Origin of the sequence: Sporofaciens musculi, from assembly GCF_009830285.1 — a bacterium.
GTDB lineage: Bacteria > Bacillota > Clostridia > Lachnospirales > Lachnospiraceae > Sporofaciens > Sporofaciens musculi.
In genome coordinates, this window is record NZ_WUQX01000001.1 from 4,892,842 (window position 1) to 4,913,291 (window position 20,450).

The following is a 20,450-nucleotide window of genomic DNA, read 5'->3' on the forward strand; positions in this document are numbered from 1 at the left end:
TTCCATTACTTCAAAACCTTTTGATAAATGTCCCTGATATCCTTAAGGCTAAGCTCCTTTTGATTATTTACAAGGAGCCTGGTCTGTCTGCTGCCCGCTTCTACCAGAAAATCCAAATCATCCAAAGTCACACCAAACCTGTCCAGATTCAACGGTATCTCTGTCTCCCTCACAATATCAGCAATCTCATCAATCACATACTGCGCTTTTTTCTCCTCATCCTCCATAGCCATGACAGGATGAATGTTATCGCAGATTTGTGCAAGCTGTCTCTTGCAGGCATCCTTATTGAACTCCATCACATGAGCAAAAAGAACCGCATTTGATACGCCATGAGGGATATGGTATTTTCCCCCTAAGGGATATGACAGAGCATGGACCGCTGTTGTTCCGCTGGCTGTGATAGCAGCCCCTCCATAAAAAGCGCCAAGCAGCATATTACTTTTCGCTTCCATATTATCAGGATTATGGTATGCCTCGCGAATATTCTGGAAAATCAACTTGGCCGATGCCATTGCATAGGTATCTGAAAAAGGAGTCGCCTTCCTGGAAGTATAACACTCCACCGCATGGGCAAGGGCGTCCACCCCTGTGGCTGCAAGAATTGATTTCGGAAGTCTGCGAATCATCTGGCTGTCTAAAATCACATAATCAGGAATCATCACATCATTTACAATCCCCTGTTTGCTCTGCTCCTTTGGAATCGCAACGATGGCATTGCAAGTCGCCTCTGAGCCGGTCCCGCAGGTAGTCGGTATCATAACCGTCTTTAGCATCTTCTTTGCCTGTGAGGAATCTGTAAGCAACTCCTTAATTCCATAAGCAGCACCCTTCAATATAGAGCAAAGCTTCGCTGCATCCATTACGCTCCCGCCGCCGACTGCCACGATCAGCTCTCCCTGTTCCTCATTAACTTTTGCCATCAGCCGTTCCACATCCTGATCACAGGGCTCCAAAGCCAGTTCATCAAACACCTTAAAATTCACTGGGAGTTTTTTTAACTCCTTAAGCAGTATCTCTAAAAGCCCTGCCGCCCGAATTCCCTGATCCGTAAATACCAGCAGGTTCCTGGCCTGTTCCTTTTCAATAATCTCTTTTATTTTCTCAATACATCCTTCCTCCCCATATATGGTGGAGGGTATTTTTATCTGATAACTCAATGAATTCCATCTCCTCTAAATGTTGATTGAAAATACTTCCGCCGGATTGTCCACCAGCATCCGGCGGATATCCCCTTTGGATATTCCTGACTTCTCCAAAACAGGAACAAAACGTGTCAATAGATATTCAAGGCCATTAGCCAGACCCTCTGGCTCCATATAGGCCCCTAAAGCTTCTCTTTTGCCGCCGTCCATCCCAAGCACAAGCTGTCCGCCAAAACCTCTTTCAATTAGTCTTTGGATATTCTCTGCAATTACAATGTCCGGTCGGTACTGCGGCTTATTGGGTTCATCAAAACATATGACGGCGCCTGCTGACAATATTTCTTCATAATAATACTGATCCAGGTTCCTCTGCATATGACACAGAATCACCTTCTCAGGATTCGCACCATATCCCTTCAGAAGCTCAATAATTTCAATTCCCATGGTTCCAAAATCTGTATGAATAGAAATGGGACATCCCGTTTCTTTCTGTGTGATTGCCGCAACCTCCAATGCTTTCTGCTCCAGTCTGGTAATGAGCCGATAACTGGCTCCTGCCTTTATGACTCCTGCCTTTGCAGTTGTTCTCTCCACCACCGGACCGTTATAGCTGTGAATATCCATCCCCTCCACAATCTCAAGGATCATCATCTCGGCAATCTTCTTTACGTCAACCGTTGCAAGAAATGATGTATTGGGACAATAGTTGGAACCCTTCTGGAATCCTGTTGTCATCACAATATTTCCTGAATCCCTGTAGGCTTTTGCTACCTCAAGCATCTTCCCTACGTTTCTTCCACATCCGATGGGGTCCATACACACCATCGTCCTTCCCCCTGCACTGAGGAAATTCCCGAACTCCTTTTTAGCAGCATTCACGTCATCCATCAAAAAAGACCCATCCCTTACCTCTGGTCCGCCGCTGCGTATAATATGGTCATGACAGTCGGTAACCCCCATCTCCTTATTGCTGATATCTCCTAATACTGTTCTGATTATCTTCATAGATTACACCCCGTATATCAAATTCGGAAGCCAGGTTGAAAGTAATGGCACATAACTCATCAACAGTAACATACCAAAGAGCATGACATAAAACACCCTGCACTCTTTTATAAATTCTTCCGTGGAGCATTTTGTAACTCCGCAGGTTACGAACATCAGATTCCCCATTGGCGGCGTCAGTGAACCAATGGCCATGTTGAAAATAAATACCATGCCAAAATGCACAGGGTCAATGCCAAACGCTATCGCAACCGGCACCAGCATCGGCGCCAGAACAATCTGAGCTGCTGTTGCTTCAATAAACATACCTACAATCAACAGGAAGATATTGACTGCAAATAAAAAGATGTATTTATTATGACATAGACTAATCAGTACCTTCGTCATATTCTGAGGGACATTTTCCCAGGTCAATATCCAGGAAAAGCAAGTAGCTGCGCCGACAATCAACATAATAGACGCTGTCGTTACAGCAGTCTCCTTCACGCAGACGAACATATTTTCCAGACGGATTTCTCTGTACACAATTCCAAGAAACAGAGCATAAAAGATAGCGACTGCTCCTGCCTCTGTGGGCGTACAGATACCTAGCCGAATACTTCCGATGATAATGACTGGCAGCAGAAGCGGCAGTACTGCCGGTTTGAAAGCTTTCCACAATTCCTTACTTTCAATCTTTTCCTCGCGCAGCCTGGGAATACCCTTTTTCCTTGAATACTTGGATACAATCGTCATCATTGTTACACATAAGATAATCGCCGGAACAATTCCTGCAACAAATAATTTACCGATTGAAGTACCCGTTATACTACCATAGATAATCGCCGCAATCCCCGGCGGAATCAGTGGTGTAATCATGGAAGAAGCCGCTGTGATTGCAGATGCATAGCCCTTAGAGTATCCCGCCTTCTCCATATCTGGAACCAGCAGCTTGGCCTCCATTGCTGCATCAGCCAATGAAGAACCAGACATTCCTCCCATCAAGGTACTCAGCACAATGTTGACCTGCCCTAGCCCGCCATACATACGACCGGTTAAAACTTTACAAAAATTCAACATTCTCTCTGTAATTCCACAGTAATTCATCAGCGCACCCGCCGCCACAAAGAAAGGAATGGCAAGCATCGTCGTAGACTGCATACCGCTTATAACCCGCTGAATGGCAAGAACCCCTGTAATACCCGCATCGGGATTGGCAAAAAAATATGCGATACATCCTCCAAGCACGGATGCAAAAACCGGAACATTCAAAAACAGCAAAAGCAGCATAACGATTGCCGCAGCAGCAATTGGACTCATAGACTCTCATCTCCCTTCTTTGCGGAATCATCAGACATTTTCCAAGACCCTTTAAATTCCTTCACAATCATCAGCGTATACTGCAAAATCATTAATACAATCCCTATTGGAGCCGCCATGTCAATAAACGTATAGCTGATTTTAAAATAAGGCGTAACCTTCCCTGAAACTGACATCATCAGATCATATCCGCCTTTGCACAGATAAAGCAGAATCAGCACAGTGGCAATATAATCAAACATATCCAAGACCCTTCTTGCCTTCGGCTTCAACCTGTTTGCAATCAAATCTATACTCACCTGACCTCCTGTACGAAACGCTACGCTTCCGCCAAAGAAGATCGTCCAGATGAAAAAGAATAACTGCATTTCTTCCAGCCATGCAAACGGCTGTCCCATGACTTTACGCATCACGACCCCTGCAAGTGTTATGCAGACAACGATTGTCAGCGATACTCCTGAGATAACTGCATCCAGATTTTCTAAAATTGCTCTGATTTTTTTCATTCTTACCTCCTGAGAGAAAGAGGATAGGTATGGGCATCTATCCTCCTGCCGTCTATTCTACTTTGCAATAATATCCTGTATCTCCTGGTACAGCCCCTTTGTCCACGTCCCGTCTGCCTCGTAATCTTTATATAATTGCAGACAGGCATTTTTAAATTCCTCCTGAATGGAGTCATCCAGATTGACAACCTTACACCCTGCCTCCTCCAGTGCGGCAACCATTTCCTCGCTTTGCTTTGCATACAATTCATTATTGTATTTGGCTGCTTCTTCTCCACATTCAATTATCGCTTTTTGATACTCCTCTGGAATCGTGTTCCAGTAGTCTGCACCCACAATAAAATTAGAAAATGTCATCTGATGATTCGTCATCGTTACGTTCTTACACACTTCCTGAAAATCATTATTATATAATGTGGTCAGCGGATTCTCTACTCCATCTACAACTCCCTGGCTTAAGGACGTATACACCTCATTTAATGCTAACGGCGTCGCCGCTCCTCCCAACATGTTAAACATTGCTATAGAGATATCATTATTCGGTACTCTGATTTTCAGTCCCTTCAAGTCGTCAAGAGATTGTATCTCTTTTTTTGTCATTAACTCGCGCTCTCCATAAATCCAGTTGGTTGAAATAATCTGAAGTCCTTCCTGCACCAATGCTTCTGACTGCTTCTCCCACCAGTCGCTCGCAGTAATCTTATACATATCATCCCAATCCTCAAATAAATAAGGACCCATTACCACTCCAAAATCAGAAACATAATCCATAAGATAAGAGCCGTCCGCGATTGTACAGATGTTTTGTCCCATCATTGCCATCTCAATCAAATCCGCCTTTGCCCCTAGTTGGCTGCTGGGATATACCTCTATGGTTACTGCTCCGTCTGTTGCTTCCTTAACCAGCTCTGCCCATTTGTCACACCCCTCGTCTATCGGATCTCCGTCCGTCTGCTCTGTACAAAGCTTAAGCACATATTCTCCTTTTGCAGATTCTGGCGCCGATGATTTGCCTTCTTTTTCATCTGTATTTCCACATCCCGCCACACTCATGCTCATCATTCCTGCTAACGCTAATGCAACCAATCTTCTTTTCATAATTTCGACTCCTTTTCGTTTGTTTTTGAAACATTTTCGCGCGTACTGCTTCTTTGTAGTTTTATTTTAAGTAATAAATAACAATTTATCAATTCAGTTTTTGATTTATTTGTTTAAATTTGAAACATATCATTTGACTTTTAAGATGTAAAATGTATAATAGAGATAAGAAATCATTTTTAAGGAGGTTTTACATTTGAAAAGAGTAAAAATACTGGCAATCGCACCCTATAAGGGAATGGCCGAGACACTGTCTGTACTTACTAAAGGCAGGGAGGATATTGATGTGACAATCCGAACCGGCAACCTCCAGGAAGGTCTTAACATCGCTCAGTCCCTCACAGTCTATAACAATTATGATGTAATCATTTCAAGAGGCGGTACCGCAGAATTAATCAGAAAGGAGTTGGATATGCTTGTCATAGATGCACCTTTATCCGTCTATGATATTCTCCGTTCTATTAAGATGTCAGAAAACTACGCAGGAAAATGTGCCATCGCAGGATTCCACGGCATCACGGACAATGCCCGTATCCTCTGTGATTTACTGAAGCTTGATATTGATATCTTTACTTTTAAATCCCAGAACGAGGTTCTGCCTATTCTCCTAAAATTGAAATCAGCTTCGTATTCTCTGATTATATGCGACTTAATCGGCTCGCTGACAGCCCAGTCCATTGGATTGAATTCCATATTCATCCCATCCGGCACTGAAAGCATCAATGCTGCGATTAACGAAGCCATAGCGCTTGTTCATTCCAACAGGCAGACCTGCAGGCAAAAGGAACTTTTTAAGACTGCCCTGATCAGCGGGCAGGAATCTGTTCTCATCTTTACAGAAAACAGACAATTATGGTTTTCAACCCTCACTGACAATCCAACGGACAAGCAGATTATGGACATGGCTCAAAGCTTCCTTCCCTCTTTTGCCGGAAACTCTGAACAGATATTTGAATGTCCGCTCAATGGTTTTATCTATCGTATCACAATGCATCCTCTGTCCTATGATGACGAAATCTATATCCTTGTGAAGATTCTGAAAATACCGTCACTATTTCAGGAATATGATAAAACCATTTCCATTTACAATGACTGTGAAAACAAAGAAATCTCCTCCGAACAGATTATTGAAAACAACAGCGCTAACTTTGTAGGAAATATCCACACTCTTATTGAACGTTATGCGCCTTCTGCCTCCCCTGTTCTAATCATGGGTGAATCAGGAACCGGAAAGGCGAAAGCTGCAACTTTACTGTATAGAAACGGTCCCTACCATCGAAGACCTTTTTATGTGATTGACTGCAGCCTTTTGACTGAAAGAAAATGGAATTCCCTTCTTAGTAATGAGAATTCCCCCTTTCATGATATTAATACTACCATCCACATAAAAAACATTGGAAAATTGAGCAATACAGAGCTTTCAAAACTATATACCTATATTGAAGATACTGGTATGATAAAAAGAAACCGATTAATTTTCTCTCTTATCACACCAGACCCTAATGCCGGAGATATCAAAAATTATATGCTGAATAAATTATCCTGCCTTCTTCTGCCTACAGAGCCTTTACGCGAACGGCTGGAGGATTTGTCAAGTATTGCTACCTTATATATAAACCAGATGAATGCTTTACTCGGAAAACAGATAATTGGATTTGACGCCGACGCATTCCATCTTATTAAGAATTATCATTGGCCTGATAATCTGGATCAGTTCCGACGTGTTTTAAAAGAGCTTGCCGTCCTTACCAGTACTTCTTATATCAGTGAATATAATGTAAGGATGGTTCTAAAACAGGAGGAATCGACGGAAAGTTCTCTGAAAATTCCTCGATATTCCCTACCCCTCGATCTGTCTCAGCCCCTCAATAAGATTACCTATGATATTATTCAGACAGTCATGGCAGAGGAAAATATGAATAAGGAAAGGACTGCCAGAAGGCTTGGCATCAGCCGCAGCACACTCTGGCGTATTTTGAAAAATAACTGAAACACCCCTAAGCCTAGACAAAGAGATTATAAAAAAGACAAATATTCTTCTAAACAAAGACCCTGCTCATACATCTTTGTTGCCGCTTCTACCCCGACATAGCGATAATGCCAGACTTCTTCTGCAACACCTGTAATTTGCGTTTTATTTCCAGGGTATCGAAAAATAAAACCGTATTTGTAGCTGTTTTCCTGAAGCCAGGAATAAACATCATAGGTCGCTCCGTTAATGTCTACCGCAAAACCAAGCTGGTGCTCGCTATAGCCGGGTAATGCAACCCATTGCCCTGCTATTTCTTTTGCTTCACTTTCGGAATATCCTTCTTTTATATATTTTGCTGTTTTCTCATCATAAAAACTTTGTTGTATATCTGCTGTCCGATAACCTGATACCACACGCGGCAGTTGATTCCAGTTTGCCTCCTTTGCAGCCTCCAGCATTTCCATTAATGGGCCATAAATACGCTCGTCAACTTGTTCGCCGCCCTGTACTTTTACCAGTTTGGGATTATAATCTTTTGGAATGTGATTCTGTTTATTGACCAGAGTTAAATACCAAGGCGTTCCAATATTCAACTCCTGCAAATCGCTGGCTTGTACATCTACGTCTTGATGAGAGCCCTCCATACCTGTTTTAAAGGCAAAACCAAAAATCGTGATGGAAGACAGCAAAATTACGGTAATTATACCAGCTATATACATTTTTCCCGCACTCTTATGTCTGCGGCCACGATGAATATTCCTTCTACCTTCATATTGAGCATATCTTTTTGTCATAATAAAAGCTCCTTTCTGCTATACAAATAATGCCTTTGTTCTGTATCTATTATACCGAACAAAGGCATTTTGAACTTTAAAATGAAATTGTTTAATTCCTAAGAAAATCCTAAGGGCAAGGAAGGCAGATTGTAAATGTAACCGTACTATTCTCACTGGCAGCGTGAATGGAACCACCATGTAAAATGATAATTTCCTTTGCGATTGCCAGCCCAAGACCTGTGCCTCCTGTATTAGAAATACGTGCTTTATCTAAACGGTAAAATTTGTCAAAAAGTAGAGATAAGCTTTCCTCAGGAATATTATTTCCCTTATTTTTAAAAGATATCACAACCTGTTCGTCTGCTTCTTCGGCTGAAATAATAATTTCTGTCTCAGAATAACTATATGCCGCTGCATTTTTCAAAATATTACTAAACACCCTTACCAGCTTATTAGGATCTGCAAAGACAGTTAGATTCTCATCAACATTTAATACAACAGAATTACCATGAAGCGTTAATAATGGAGAAAGCTCATCTGACAACTGTACCAGCAAATAATAAATATCTACCAGCTCTTTTTTCAGTTTAATCTGGCCTGAATTATATCGTGTGATTTCAAAAAATTCATTTATCATTTCTTCTAATCGATAAGCTTTATCCAATGTTATATGAACATTCTTCGCACGCATATCCACAGGCATATTGGGTTCTTCTTCCAACAGATTCAAATAACCAATAACAGAAGTAAGAGGAGTACGAATATCATGGGCAAGATACATCACTAATTCATTCTTTCTCTGTTCTGCAAGCGCCGTTTCCTGCTTCTGGTCCTCCAATGTTTTTTTTACTGTGTTTAGTTTACGTTCAAAAGGCTGCATCTCTGGCGATAAATGAATCTGCATCATATCTTCTGACAATAATGCATCAATCCCTTGATTAATTTCCTTGAAATACCCAGTCATCCATCGAAATAAACGCCAAATCAAAATCAGGAAAATAAATATAATTGCCCCTGCAAAAATATTTCCTTGTAGGTTCTAAAAAAATCATGATATAAACGAAAAGCCTGCTCATGTCCGATTTTCATAAAGTGTTCAAATAACCAGACAATCCAATCTCCAACTCGTCGTTTCCAAAAAAACAAATAAACCATTATTACCGCTGCAACAGAAATAATGGCATTTACACAAAAACGACCCATGATTTTTGCTTGAAATTCTAAATACTCGTCTTTTTCCTTATCCTTCAATTTTATATCCAACTCCCCATATCGTTTTTATATATTTTGGTTTGTTTAATGTGTCATTCATTTTCTCCCACAGATGACGTATATGAACAGTTATGGTATTATTGGATTTGCTATAATATTCATCCTTCCATATTCTATGAAACAATTCCTCCGCACTGATTACTTGTCCTTTATTTTCTAAAAGAATTCGCAAAATAGAAAATTCTGTAGGAGTCAGTATTATGGGTTTTTCATTCAAAAAACATTCGTATGTCTTTAGCTTCATTACCAAGCCGGAATGAGTAAGCGTACCCGTTTCTTCATCTTCAGAATGTGCCGGATTATATTTTTTATAGCGACGCAGTTGAGATTTTACTCTTGCTACCAATTCAAGTGGACGGAAAGGTTTTGTGATATAATCATCCGCGCCAAGTGTGAGTCCTGTGATTTTATCCATTTCTTCATCTTTTGCTGTCAACATAATAATTGGATAGGTATACTTTGAACGAATCTTTTGGCATAGCGTAAATCCGTCTATCTCTGGCAGCATAATATCCAAAATAGCAACATCAAGAACTGTTGTATTTATACATTCAAGAGCTTCTTTCGCAGAATAAAATTTGTAAACAGTAAAATTTTCGTTGGTTAAATATACTTCAATTAAATCTGCAATTTCAACTTCATCGTCAACAATTAGTATTTTATCAGACATAAAAATTACTCCCTTTCCATAGGCTGTACTTTTAATTCTAACATACTTAAAAAAATTTTTTACTTTTTTAATAATAAGATATTAAGAATTTACTAACGACTAATGAGCGCAGTCCTTAAACATCAGTGCACCCGAAGGGGAGGCCAAAAATCACCTCTGTTTCTTCTTTCGGACGAACGTAGAGATCATCATAGAAGCTATCCCCAAAACAAGATAGACCATTCCATAAAAGATAAATGCTGTTTCTCCCATATCAAAGAATATCCATGTGCCAATTAGAAATAAAGCTGCTGAAATAACCGGAAGACTCCACAGACGCCGGCTATTTTTTCCCGCAAAAATCCCAATAGCCATAGAGTATATTGGATTAACACAAAAAAACAGAGCAAAACAGGCCACCATTCCCCCATCGCCTTTTACGAAGGTAACAGCCAGCCACGGCAGCGCCAGCATGATCATAGCAGAAACTGCTGTAGATAAGATAATGTTTTTTTTCATAATATTTCAGAAACCTCCACATGCTTCATACATTCTCCAACTTCTCATAAAAATAAAACCCTTTACAAAAAACCTGTAAACAAGATCGTCTACAGGTTTTTCTTAACTCCCCAAGTTGGGCTCAAACCAACACCCCACGGTTATCAGCCGTGTGCTCTACCATTGACACGGTCGCACACCGAAGGGCTATTTTTCCATAACTCCCTGCTTCTGACAGCTTTACTGCACATCAGGTGATAAGCCTACCCATCCCTTTACAACATCCACAGCATAACCCACACCTTTTGCTATGGTTTCTATATCAACTCCTAAATTGTAAAAATTTCTGGCAGATTCCTGTGCTTTTTTAAGTTCTCCTATACGACGTTCCTCCATCCTAATTTCCTTAATCGCTTCACACACGTCAATCTTTTCCTCACTTTCTTTATATTTTAATCCAGTATTTGTGATTACCTCAATCACATCTACTGCTCTGCGTTCCATTTCCCTAAATCGCTGTTCATTATCTTTAAGTATCCTATTTAAATTCTCTGGATTTTTGGAGTATTTAATAAACAAAAGCACTTCCCGAAGGCTAGACTGAAATTTCATAATCTCTTCATCTGGCATCCGCGTTGGTGCAATCAACCTTAAATGATAGTTGTCCATACATGCCAGTATTCTCGGTTCTTTCACTTCCATCATATCAAATAAACTCATCGCCCCTGTCCACTCATCTGCTCCAAAGTAAATTGTTACGGTCACTGAAGGTATCAACCTGTCATCCTCCCAAAAACCGCTCAGAAATTCATCGGAAGTCAGGCTTTTCTTCCCTTCATTAGAAATTTCTTCTCCCAGCTCCAACTTTCTCTCTTTTTCTTTCTTCAACTCCTTACGATGGGATTTTGCAGCTTCCGCAACCTGTCCGGCATATTCCAGCGCATCGTATAGATTGTTTCTGACCGTCATCGCATTGTGAATTTTTGCCTGTGCCTCCGTGCCATAAATCACATATTCCAGTTTCCCATCTGTCATAACTGTACACAGCTTCTGAGCATCACGGAATTTCTGAACCGGAACCACTGCACCATCTGCACCATATGGAAGTGCAATCTCTGCAGGATCCCGTTCCTCCAACTGCTCCGGTGAGATCACCTGCTCTCCACCATAAATATAATAGTTAAATACGTCTGCGAACACATTTGTGTCCGATATATAATCTTTTGTAATCGTATCTGCCTTCAATGGGCGCTCACCACCCTTCTTGCCCATGCAGAACATCTTCTGCAAAATATCTGAAAATATCTGATCTCTAAAAACATTTCTCAACCAGTTCTTTCTGATTGTTTTTATTATACTAAACTCCTAACCGAACTTCAACAGAATCATCTGCCCAGCTCTTAAATTTCCAATATACCGGAAGAACCGCTTCTACTATCTTCTTTTTCTCCAACATATCACTTCCGCTCCGCCTTCTCCCTTATTGGATTTTTTTAATATCTTGTTTCCCATAAAAAAGTTCCGCAAACGCTAACGCTTACGGAACTTTTCTAACTCCCCGAGTTGGGCTCGAACCAACAACCCCACGGTTAACAGCCGTGTGCTCTACCATTGAGCTATCGAGGATTATTCTCTATTCTTTTAATCTAAAGAAACACTAACTATATTATACTTCCTCGTATCTTATATAGCAAGTGTTTTTTCATGTACCTTCAAAACTGCACACAAGAAACTCTATTCTAAGCTCTATCTTATCCTCCATCTTCTTCCTTTACCTATCCACCTTTGGTCATGCCCTCGACCGATTAGTTGCGGTCAGCTCCATACATTACTGCACTTCCACCTCCGCCCTATCTACCTTGTCGTCTTCAAGGGGTCTTACTACACTTAGTAGGGATATCTCATCTTGAGGGGGGCTTCACGCTTAGATGCCTTCAGCGTTTATCCCCTCCCGGCTTGGCTACTCTGCCATGGCCTTGATTAGCCAACAGATCCACCAGCGGCCAGTCCATCCCGGTCCTCTCGTACTAAGGACAGCTCCTCTCAAATATCCTACGCCCGCGCCGGATAGGGACCGAACTGTCTCACGACGTTCTGAACCCAGCTCGCGTACCGCTTTAATGGGCGAACAGCCCAACCCTTGGGACCTACTTCAGCCCCAGGATGCGATGAGCCGACATCGAGGTGCCAAACCACTCCGTCGATGTGAACTCTTGGGAGTGATAAGCCTGTTATCCCCAGGGTAGCTTTTATCCGTTGAGCGATGGCAATCCCACTTTATACCACCGGATCACTAAGTCCTACTTTCGTACCTGCTCCACCCGTCGGTGTCACAGTCAAGCTCCCTTCTGCCTTTGCGCTCTACGAATGGTTTCCAACCATTCTGAGGGAACCTTTGAGCGCCTCCGATACCCTTTCGGAGGCGACCGCCCCAGTCAAACTCCCCACCTGACATTGTCCCCAGACCGGCTTACGGCCTCTGGTTAGAAATCCAATACTGCAAGGGTGGTATCCCAACAGCGGCTCCATGGCAACTGGCGTCACCACTTCCTAGCCTCCCGCCTATCCTGTACATGCAATACCGAATCCCAGTATCAAGCTGGAGTAAAGCTCCATGGGGTCTTTCCGTCCTGGCGCGGGTAACCAGCATCTTCACTGGTACTTCAATTTCACCGGGTGCATTGTCGAGACAGTGCCCAAATCATTACGCCTTTCGTGCGGGTCGGAACTTACCCGACAAGGAATTTCGCTACCTTAGGACCGTTATAGTTACGGCCGCCGTTTACTGGGGCTTCAATTCAAGGCTTCGCTTTCGCTAACCTCTCCTCTTAACCTTCCAGCACCGGGCAGGCGTCAGCCCGTATACTTCACCTTTCGGTTTTGCACAGACCTGTGTTTTTGCTAAACAGTTGCTTGGGCCAATTCTCTGCGGCCAGTCTTACCTGGCACTCCTTCTCCCGAAGTTACGGAGTCATTTTGCCGAGTTCCTTGACAATGCTTCTCCCGTCGGCCTTAGGATTCTCTCCTCATCCACCTGTGTCGGTTTACGGTACGGGCACAACTTAAACTATAGCGGCTTTTCTTGACGCATGGCTCACATACTTCCCTACTCTTAATTCGGTCCGCATCACGTCTTCAGATTGATACACGGATTTGCCAATGTACCTCCTACCTCGCTTGCGCCGGTTTCTTCATTCCCGGCTTATGCTTTCCACACGTGTCCCCACAGTTCTGTTAAATTGTGGTACAGGAATCTCAACCTGTTGTCCATCGGCTACGCCTCTCGGCCTCGCCTTAGGTCCCGACTTCCCCAGGGCAGATCAGCTTTACCCTGGAAACCTTGGATATTCGGCCGGAAGGATTCTCACCTTCCTCTCGCTACTCATTCCGGCATTCTCTCTTCGATACCGTCCACAGCTCTTTTCAGTACTGCTTCCTCCAGTATCCAATGCTCCTCTACCAATCATTTCTGATTCCTAAGCTTCGGCAGTATGTTTCAGCCCCGGACATTTTCGGCGCAGGACCTCTCGACTAGTGAGCTATTACGCACTCTTTGAATGTATGGCTGCTTCTAAGCCAACATCCTAGTTGTCTTTGAAATCCCACATCCTTTTCCACTTAACATACATTTTGGGGCCTTAGCTGTAGGTCTGGGCTCTTTCCCTTTCGACTACCCAACTTATCTCGTGCAGTCTGACTCCCATACATCATCTACGCGGCATTCGGAGTTTGATATTCTTCGGTAAGCTTTGACGCCCCCTAGGAAATTCAGTGCTCTACCTCCGCAAGACTTGTATGAGGCTAGCCCTAAAGCTATTTCGAGGAGAACCAGCTATCTCCGGGTTCGATTGGAATTTCTCCCCTATCCACACCTCATCCCCACCCTTTTCAACGGATGTGGGTTCGGACCTCCATTGCCTTTTACGGCAGCTTCATCCTGGACATGGATAGATCACCCGGTTTCGGGTCTACTCCGACTGACTCTTGCGGTACCCTATGGGTATCGCTTGCCCTATTAAGACTTGGTTTCCCTTCGGCTCCATCCCTTAAGGACTTAACCTCGCCAGCCGGCGTAACTCGCCGGACCGTTCTACAAAAAGTACGCGGTTCATCTCATATGGATGTTCCACAGCTTGTAAACATATGGTTTCAGGTTCTTTTTCACTCCCCTCACGGGGTTCTTTTCACCGTTCCTTCACAGTACTATGCGCTATCGGTCACTAAGGAGTATTTAGCCTTACGGGGTGGTCCCCGCATATTCCCACAAGGTTCCACGTGTCTCGTGGTACTCTGGATCCCGCCATGTCATTTGTCTTTTCGCTTACGGGGCTTTCACCCTCTTTGGCCGGCTTTCCCAAAACCGTTCTGCTAAGACTCATGAATCAATTATGCGGTCCGAACCCCAGCGTGCACGCACACTGGTTTAGGCTCATTCCATTTCGCTCGCCGCTACTTTGGAAATCGAAGTTTCTTTCTTTTCCTCCGGCTACTTAGATGTTTCAGTTCACCGGGTTCCCTTCCTTAACTTATGAATTGGGTTAAGGATACTTGAGGTTTGCTCAAGTGGGTTTCCCCATTCAGAGATCTCCGGATCGTAGGATATTTGCTCCTCCCCGAAGCTTTTCGCAGCTTATCACGTCTTTCATCGGCTCTTAGTGCCAAGGCATCCACCATACGCTCTTTCTAGCATGACCAACTGAACTTGCGAAAACGGGATGTTTTGCTTGTTCTCACCGGTATAGCGTTACCGGCGTTGGCTTATAGGTTGTTTTTTGAATTCGTTTTCTCGAATTGGACATAATCTAAATGTATTTGGCATAACTGCCAAACATCATTCACACTAACACCTCTGCTTTCGCATTTGTGAAGTGTTCATTTAAATTACCTCGGATGTCTTGATTAAGATATTTATCTTATCATTTATTTCTTGTATGCGGTTTTCAAGGTACATGGGATGCCATCTTTTCAGATGCATCCAGTGGAGAATACGAGATTCGAACTCGTGACCTCCTGCTTGCAAGGCAGGCGCTCTCCCAACTGAGCTAATCCCCCGTCTGGGTATTTCATGTATAGGAATCACTTCCTATTTTAATTATAGGCATTACAGTGGGCTTAAGTGGACTCGAACCACCGACCTCACGCTTATCAGGCGTGCGCTCTAACCGGCTGAGCTATAAGCCCTTACCTTATGAAGCTATGCCTCATTAAGATTTTTAAAGTCTGGCGGCCACCTGCTCTCCCACACCGTCTCCAGTGCAGTACCATCGGCCGCTTAAGGCTTAACCTTCGTGTTCGGGATGGGTACGGGTGTTTCCCTCAAACGCGTCGCCACCAGACATTGCCATCATGGCTTTTAACAGCCTTGACAACTAAACAATAGACAACAATCCCTTACTTCTTCTCTTTTCCGTTTTAGTTGGATTGCTCCAGACGAAAAAGTTTCTCTTTTCCTTAGAAAGGAGGTGATCCAGCCGCACCTTCCGATACGGCTACCTTGTTACGACTTCACCCCAGTTATCGGTCCCACCTTCGACGGCTCCCTCCTTTCGGTTGGGTCACCGGCTTCGGGCGTTACTGACTCCCATGGTGTGACGGGCGGTGTGTACAAGACCCGGGAACGTATTCACCGCGACATTCTGATTCGCGATTACTAGCGATTCCAGCTTCATGTAGTCGAGTTGCAGACTACAATCCGAACTGAGACGTTATTTTTGGGATTCGCTTGCACTCACGTGTTCGCTTCCCTTTGTTTACGCCATTGTAGCACGTGTGTAGCCCTGGTCATAAGGGGCATGATGATTTGACGTCATCCCCACCTTCCTCCAGGTTGTCCCTGGCAGTCTCTCCAGAGTGCCCATCCTTAATGCTGGCTACTGAAGATAAGGGTTGCGCTCGTTGCGGGACTTAACCCAACATCTCACGACACGAGCTGACGACAACCATGCACCACCTGTCTCCCCTGTCCCGAAGGAAAACTCCCATTACGAAGCTGTCAGGGGGATGTCAAGATCAGGTAAGGTTCTTCGCGTTGCTCTGAATTAAACCACATGCTCCACCGCTTGTGCGGGTCCCCGTCAATTCCTTTGAGTTTCATTCTTGCGAACGTACTCCCCAGGTGGACTACTTATTGCGTTGGCTGCGGCACCGAATGGCTTTGCCACCCGACACCTAGTAGTCATCGTTTACGGCGTGGACTACCAGGGTATCTAATCCTGTTTGCTCCCCACGCTTTCGAGCCTCAACGTCAGTCATCGTCCAGCAGGCCGCCTTCGCCACTGGTGTTCCTCCTAATATCTACGCATTTCACCGCTACACTAGGAATTCCGCCTGCCTCTCCGACACTCTAGCATGACAGTTCCAAATGCAGTCCTGGGGTTGAGCCCCAGCCTTTCACATCTGGCTTGCCAAGCCGTCTACGCTCCCTTTACGCCCAGTAAATCCGGATAACGCTTGCCCCCTACGTATTACCGCGGCTGCTGGCACGTAGTTAGCCGGGGCTTCTTAGTCAGGTACCGTCATTTTCTTCCCTGCTGATAGAGCTTTACATACCGAAATACTTCATCGCTCACGCGGCGTCGCTGCATCAGGGTTTCCCCCATTGTGCAATATTCCCCACTGCTGCCTCCCGTAGGAGTCTGGGCCGTGTCTCAGTCCCAATGTGGCCGGTCACCCTCTCAGGTCGGCTACTGATCGTCGGCTTGGTAGGCCGTTACCCCACCAACTACCTAATCAGACGCGGGCCCATCTTACACCACCGGAGTTTTTACCACCAAACCATGCGGTTTTGTGGTCTTATGCGGTATTAGCAGTCATTTCTAACTGTTATCCCCCTGTGTAAGGCAGGTTGCCCACGCGTTACTCACCCGTCCGCCGCTCAGTCACAAGAATCCTCATCCGAAGAATCGTATTCATGTGCTTCGCTCGACTTGCATGTGTTAGGCACGCCGCCAGCGTTCATCCTGAGCCAGGATCAAACTCTCGTAATAAAGACTTAAGTTTGGTTTTACACAAACTTTAGTCGCATTACGCTTCGCAATACTTAGCAAGGTCTCCCACGAGCTTAGTATTGTGAAGCTTCCTTTTCGTTTAATCTCAGTCAAGAAAAATGCTCGCTTTTTCTTTTCCCGTTATTACTGTTTATAAGGTTGGTTTTAAACTTCTGAACCATCCGGCTAAGCCAGATTTTTTCTTTCATTTAAAACCACGTTCTGAAATTTCTCTCAAGAAATTTTCAGGGTTGTTGTCTATTGTTTAATTATCAAGGTTCTTTGTTTTTACTGTGCCTCAGCGACTCAGCTCAATTATAATATCACTTGTATCTCAAAATGTCAATACCTTTTTTAACTTTTTTTGACATTTTTTTCGGCATCATTTTTTATATCTATCAGCCTTGCCACAAGAGATTTCTTTCACCATAAAAACTGTCTAAACTTCTGTAGACAGTTTTTACAGCAAACGGAGAAGGAGGGATTTGAACCCTCGCGCCGCTATTAACGACCTACTCCCTTTCCAGGGGAGCCCCTTCGGCCAGCTTGGGTACTTCTCCATAACTGCTCGTAACCTCAAATCCGAATATTACTATACAACAAGAATCGCTAATTGTCTAGTCCTAATTTTTACTTTTTTCAACTTTTTTTCTCTCATACCAATTAAGAAACCGGAAAACCCTCCCCAAAGTTTTCCGGTCCTTCTCTTTATACTTCTTTTATAATACTAAATTCCCCTTCTTCCGGCACTTTTTCCAACATATGTACTACTTTTTCGGACAATTCCTTCCGGAATTTGATTTCTTGAGTTTTCGGAAGCGAAGGATTTCCAAATACATGAAGGACACTGTTTCCCCGCATAATTCTATGTGAGCCAATACCTTCTGCAATTTTGGTAAGGTTGGTAACCTGAACGATCGGGATTCCTGCTCTCTCGATCTCTTTTGTCATCACTGCACCGCAGCGAGAGCTGGTACCTCATGTGCTTGTCAGGATAACTGCATCTACATTATTGTCTTTAAGGTCCCTTGCACTCCCTTCTCCAAACTTCTTGCCTACTTCCATAGGCGTCATAACACCTGCCGTTGTATAGTAAGTATCTAGCAGACTTCCAATCTTTCCCTCTTTCTCCAGAGTCCTCATTGCATCTACAGGGACAAGACGGTTCGGATCATCCAATACAAACGCGTTATTATATCTCTGATGACTTACCTCATAGTCTTCTGCTTTAAGTCCTTCTGTGTCTCCAAATGTATAAGATTTATAAAACTTTGAATTGGTCGGAACCGGAATATCCTCATGATTCGGCATCATAGTACCCCTCCGTTTTACCGTCTGCAATAAAAACCCCTTCAACAAGACGCTTTGCAAATGTCTGTCGATATCTCCATAAAAACCGCAAATTTTATCTGAAATGCTTTCAATATGTGGGACAGAATTCCCTGCGAGACTGTCTGACAGATTTTTATTATGAGCTAATCCGCATGAACCTAAGCGTCCAGTATTCCGAAGTAGGCATCAAACTATCTGGGGATGAACTGAAAATGATGGCGCGTATGGAATCTTATTCTTATGTTCTTATGTAAGCGGTATCTTTGAGTGGGTAAAAAGCGGTATGCATAATGATTATATGAACTATATTAACCAACTCTACAATATACGAAAAATGGAATTATCCTATTACAAGATGACAAGAGAACCCGATAGTCCCATCTAAGGTCTGTGGGTTCTTTTTTCATTACCACTTTGTACCAGAAGGGTTTTTATATAAAAAAAGAGCTTTGCACATGCAAAACTCTTTAAAGAAACGGAGAGGGTGGGATTCGAACCCACGCGCCCTTGCGGACAAACGGTTTTCAAGACCGCCTCGTTATGACCACTTCGATACCTCTCCATTTATCTAGTCATCCTATTATCTTCTGACGACATGAATTATTCTATCACATTACATTTCTGTCGTCAATACTTATTTTTATTATTTGTTAAAAAATTGGAGAAGCTATACTCCACGTATCACTCCTCCATATATATCATCTATCCCAAAACCAAACGACTACTCAGCCGACTTCTGAACGCAATGCTCCTTCAGCCACTCCTTCACCATATTATTAAGGGCAATCTCCTTCAAATCTTCTTCCTCCGCAGATTCCTTCAGCGCATCAACATCCTCATATCCATAATCCGAAGCCATAGCCTTAAGCTGCTCCTCATACTCCTTCTCTCCCAGCTTAATCTTCTCTTTATCCGCGATTGCTTCCGTCACCATCGTCTGTTTAATGCTGGCCTTGGCAGCGTCATCCACCTGTTTCTCGAAAACATCCACCGTATAGCCCATCTGCTCCTGGATAAATGTCTCATAATCCTGCTCATAGTATTCCGCCGTCGTCTTATACTGGTCAATCAGTGAATCCGTAATCTTCTTCACTTCCTCCTCCGGATACTTCTTCACTTCTGTATTATCAAGAACCTTCTGCCAAACAGCCTGGCTGATGCTGCTCTCGTAATTCTTCTCATTGTCCTTCTTTAACTGCTCCTTGGCTTCTTTTCTATACTCGTCTACATTCTTAGATTTCTTGGATACATCTTTCACAAAATCATCGTTCAATTCCGGAACTACTTCTTTAGAAATGTTCTTCACCGTAATTGTGAATACCACCTCCTTATCTGCATACTCCGGATTCGTATAGTCTGCCGGAAATACTCCCTGCCAGTCATAGGTATCCCCGATACTATGTCCAATTACGCTTTCCTCAAATCCCTCTATAAACTGACCGGAGCCGATTACCAGCGGATAGTCTGTCGCGGAGCCTCCATCAAACTCTACACCGTCAATCTTTCCTGTAAAATCAATCGTTGCTGTATCTCCAGACTCTACGGGACGGTCTGTGATTTCTTCCTTCGTAGCCTTCATCTGGAGATTGGACTGGATATAATTCTCCACATCCTCATCCGTGACCTCTCCAGGCTTCGCAACCTCATCTATCTCAACTCCCTTATAAACAGAGATATTCAATTCATCCGTCTCCAGACCCTTGCTGCCAGAACAGCCTGCCAGCGCCATAGAAGCTACCACTACTCCTGTCAATAACATTGCTATTTTCTTCTTCATATTCCACCTCATTATAAACTTTTATTTCGCACTAAATATATGCCGAAATCGTGCACCATTATGTTATAACACATTTAACACGACTTTCAAAGTATTTTCACATTTATTTCACCATTTCTTTATAAAAATATGCTC

Annotated in this window: 13 protein-coding genes, 5 tRNA genes, 3 rRNA genes and 1 pseudogene; 2 read left to right on the plus strand and 20 right to left on the minus strand. The window is 43.4% G+C overall.

Features of this window, described 5'->3' with window-relative positions; all coding sequences use genetic code 11:
• Window positions 1-5: 5 nt before the first annotated feature.
• From GN277_RS24865 to GN277_RS24885, 5 genes are read right to left on the minus strand one after another with little or no spacing between them, the layout of a single operon-like run.
• Complete coding sequence (locus tag GN277_RS24865) at window positions 6-1,160, minus strand: iron-containing alcohol dehydrogenase (RefSeq protein ID WP_159755078.1); 1,155 nt, start codon at window positions 1,158-1,160, stop codon at window positions 6-8.
• A 15-nt stretch (window positions 1,161-1,175) separates the two neighbouring features.
• The gene (locus tag GN277_RS24870) at window positions 1,176-2,150 is read right to left on the minus strand and encodes a phosphotriesterase family protein (RefSeq protein ID WP_159755081.1); all 975 of its coding nucleotides are present in this window, start codon (window positions 2,148-2,150) and stop codon (window positions 1,176-1,178) included.
• A gap of 3 nt (window positions 2,151-2,153) precedes the next feature.
• On the minus strand, window positions 2,154-3,449 hold the full coding sequence (locus GN277_RS24875; protein ID WP_159755084.1) for a TRAP transporter large permease: 1,296 nt from the start codon (window positions 3,447-3,449) through the stop codon (window positions 2,154-2,156).
• Window positions 3,446-3,955 (minus strand): TRAP transporter small permease, encoded by a 510-nt coding sequence (locus GN277_RS24880; protein ID WP_159755087.1) that lies wholly within the window; start codon window positions 3,953-3,955, stop codon window positions 3,446-3,448. Before GN277_RS24880 ends, GN277_RS24875 begins: the two co-directional genes overlap by 4 nt.
• Window positions 3,956-4,012: 57 nt before the next feature.
• The gene (locus tag GN277_RS24885; RefSeq protein WP_159755090.1) at window positions 4,013-5,053 is read right to left on the minus strand and encodes a C4-dicarboxylate TRAP transporter substrate-binding protein; all 1,041 of its coding nucleotides are present in this window, start codon (window positions 5,051-5,053) and stop codon (window positions 4,013-4,015) included.
• A 196-nt stretch (window positions 5,054-5,249) separates the two neighbouring features.
• Here GN277_RS24885 and GN277_RS24890 point away from each other — a divergent pair, with 196 nt between their 5' ends.
• Complete coding sequence (locus GN277_RS24890; RefSeq protein WP_159755093.1) at window positions 5,250-7,043, plus strand: sigma-54-dependent Fis family transcriptional regulator; 1,794 nt, start codon at window positions 5,250-5,252, stop codon at window positions 7,041-7,043.
• A 26-nt stretch (window positions 7,044-7,069) separates the two neighbouring features.
• Here the strand turns inward: GN277_RS24890 and GN277_RS24895 are convergent, their stop codons facing one another.
• From GN277_RS24895 to GN277_RS30605, 13 genes and pseudogenes are all read right to left on the minus strand, one after another.
• Window positions 7,070-7,819 carry a M15 family metallopeptidase gene (locus GN277_RS24895; protein ID WP_159755096.1) on the minus strand — a complete coding sequence of 250 codons (750 nt, stop codon included), beginning with the start codon at window positions 7,817-7,819 and terminating at the stop codon, window positions 7,070-7,072.
• A 109-nt stretch (window positions 7,820-7,928) separates the two neighbouring features.
• A pseudogene (locus tag GN277_RS24900) lies at window positions 7,929-9,064 on the minus strand (sensor histidine kinase).
• The gene (gene vanR / locus GN277_RS24905) at window positions 9,042-9,743 is read right to left on the minus strand and encodes a VanR-ABDEGLN family response regulator transcription factor (RefSeq protein ID WP_159755099.1); all 702 of its coding nucleotides are present in this window, start codon (window positions 9,741-9,743) and stop codon (window positions 9,042-9,044) included. Before vanR ends, GN277_RS24900 begins: the two are co-directional and overlap by 23 nt.
• Before the next feature lie 150 nt (window positions 9,744-9,893).
• Complete coding sequence (locus GN277_RS24910; protein WP_159755101.1) at window positions 9,894-10,241, minus strand: DUF2651 family protein; 348 nt, start codon at window positions 10,239-10,241, stop codon at window positions 9,894-9,896.
• Between the two features lie 219 nt (window positions 10,242-10,460).
• On the minus strand, window positions 10,461-11,492 hold the full coding sequence (locus GN277_RS24915) for an Rpn family recombination-promoting nuclease/putative transposase (RefSeq protein ID WP_159755104.1): 1,032 nt from the start codon (window positions 11,490-11,492) through the stop codon (window positions 10,461-10,463).
• A 282-nt stretch (window positions 11,493-11,774) separates the two neighbouring features.
• Window positions 11,775-11,846: transfer RNA gene (locus GN277_RS24920), tRNA-Asn, on the minus strand.
• A gap of 159 nt (window positions 11,847-12,005) precedes the next feature.
• Window positions 12,006-14,914, minus strand: a 23S ribosomal RNA gene (locus GN277_RS24925).
• 285 nt (window positions 14,915-15,199) lie between these two features.
• Window positions 15,200-15,272 (minus strand) — tRNA-Ala (locus GN277_RS24930).
• Between the two features lie 55 nt (window positions 15,273-15,327).
• Window positions 15,328-15,401 (minus strand) — tRNA-Ile (locus tag GN277_RS24935).
• 37 nt (window positions 15,402-15,438) lie between these two features.
• Window positions 15,439-15,556, minus strand: a 5S ribosomal RNA gene (rrf, locus tag GN277_RS24940).
• Window positions 15,557-15,675: 119 nt separating this feature from the next.
• A 16S ribosomal RNA gene (locus GN277_RS24945) occupies window positions 15,676-17,206 on the minus strand.
• Together the 16S, 23S and 5S rRNA genes with 4 tRNA genes alongside form the textbook arrangement of a ribosomal RNA operon.
• A 470-nt stretch (window positions 17,207-17,676) precedes the next feature.
• Window positions 17,677-17,766, minus strand: a tRNA-Ser gene (locus GN277_RS24950).
• 148 nt (window positions 17,767-17,914) lie between these two features.
• Window positions 17,915-18,520 (minus strand): glycine/betaine/sarcosine/D-proline family reductase selenoprotein B, encoded by a 606-nt coding sequence (locus GN277_RS30605; RefSeq protein ID WP_322101271.1) that lies wholly within the window; start codon window positions 18,518-18,520, stop codon window positions 17,915-17,917.
• 26 nt (window positions 18,521-18,546) lie between these two features.
• On the opposite strand from GN277_RS30605, the gene GN277_RS24965 reads away from it, so the two are divergent.
• The gene (locus tag GN277_RS24965; RefSeq protein ID WP_159757178.1) at window positions 18,547-18,792 is read left to right on the plus strand and encodes a TetR-like C-terminal domain-containing protein; all 246 of its coding nucleotides are present in this window, start codon (window positions 18,547-18,549) and stop codon (window positions 18,790-18,792) included.
• Window positions 18,793-19,014: 222 nt separating this feature from the next.
• Here the strand turns inward: GN277_RS24965 and GN277_RS24970 are convergent.
• Together GN277_RS24970 and tig are read right to left on the minus strand one after the other, a co-directional pair.
• Window positions 19,015-19,100 (minus strand) — tRNA-Ser (locus GN277_RS24970).
• A gap of 159 nt (window positions 19,101-19,259) precedes the next feature.
• Window positions 19,260-20,315 carry a trigger factor gene (gene tig / locus GN277_RS24975; protein WP_159755112.1) on the minus strand — a complete coding sequence of 352 codons (1,056 nt, stop codon included), beginning with the start codon at window positions 20,313-20,315 and terminating at the stop codon, window positions 19,260-19,262.
• Window positions 20,316-20,450 lie beyond the last annotated feature (135 nt).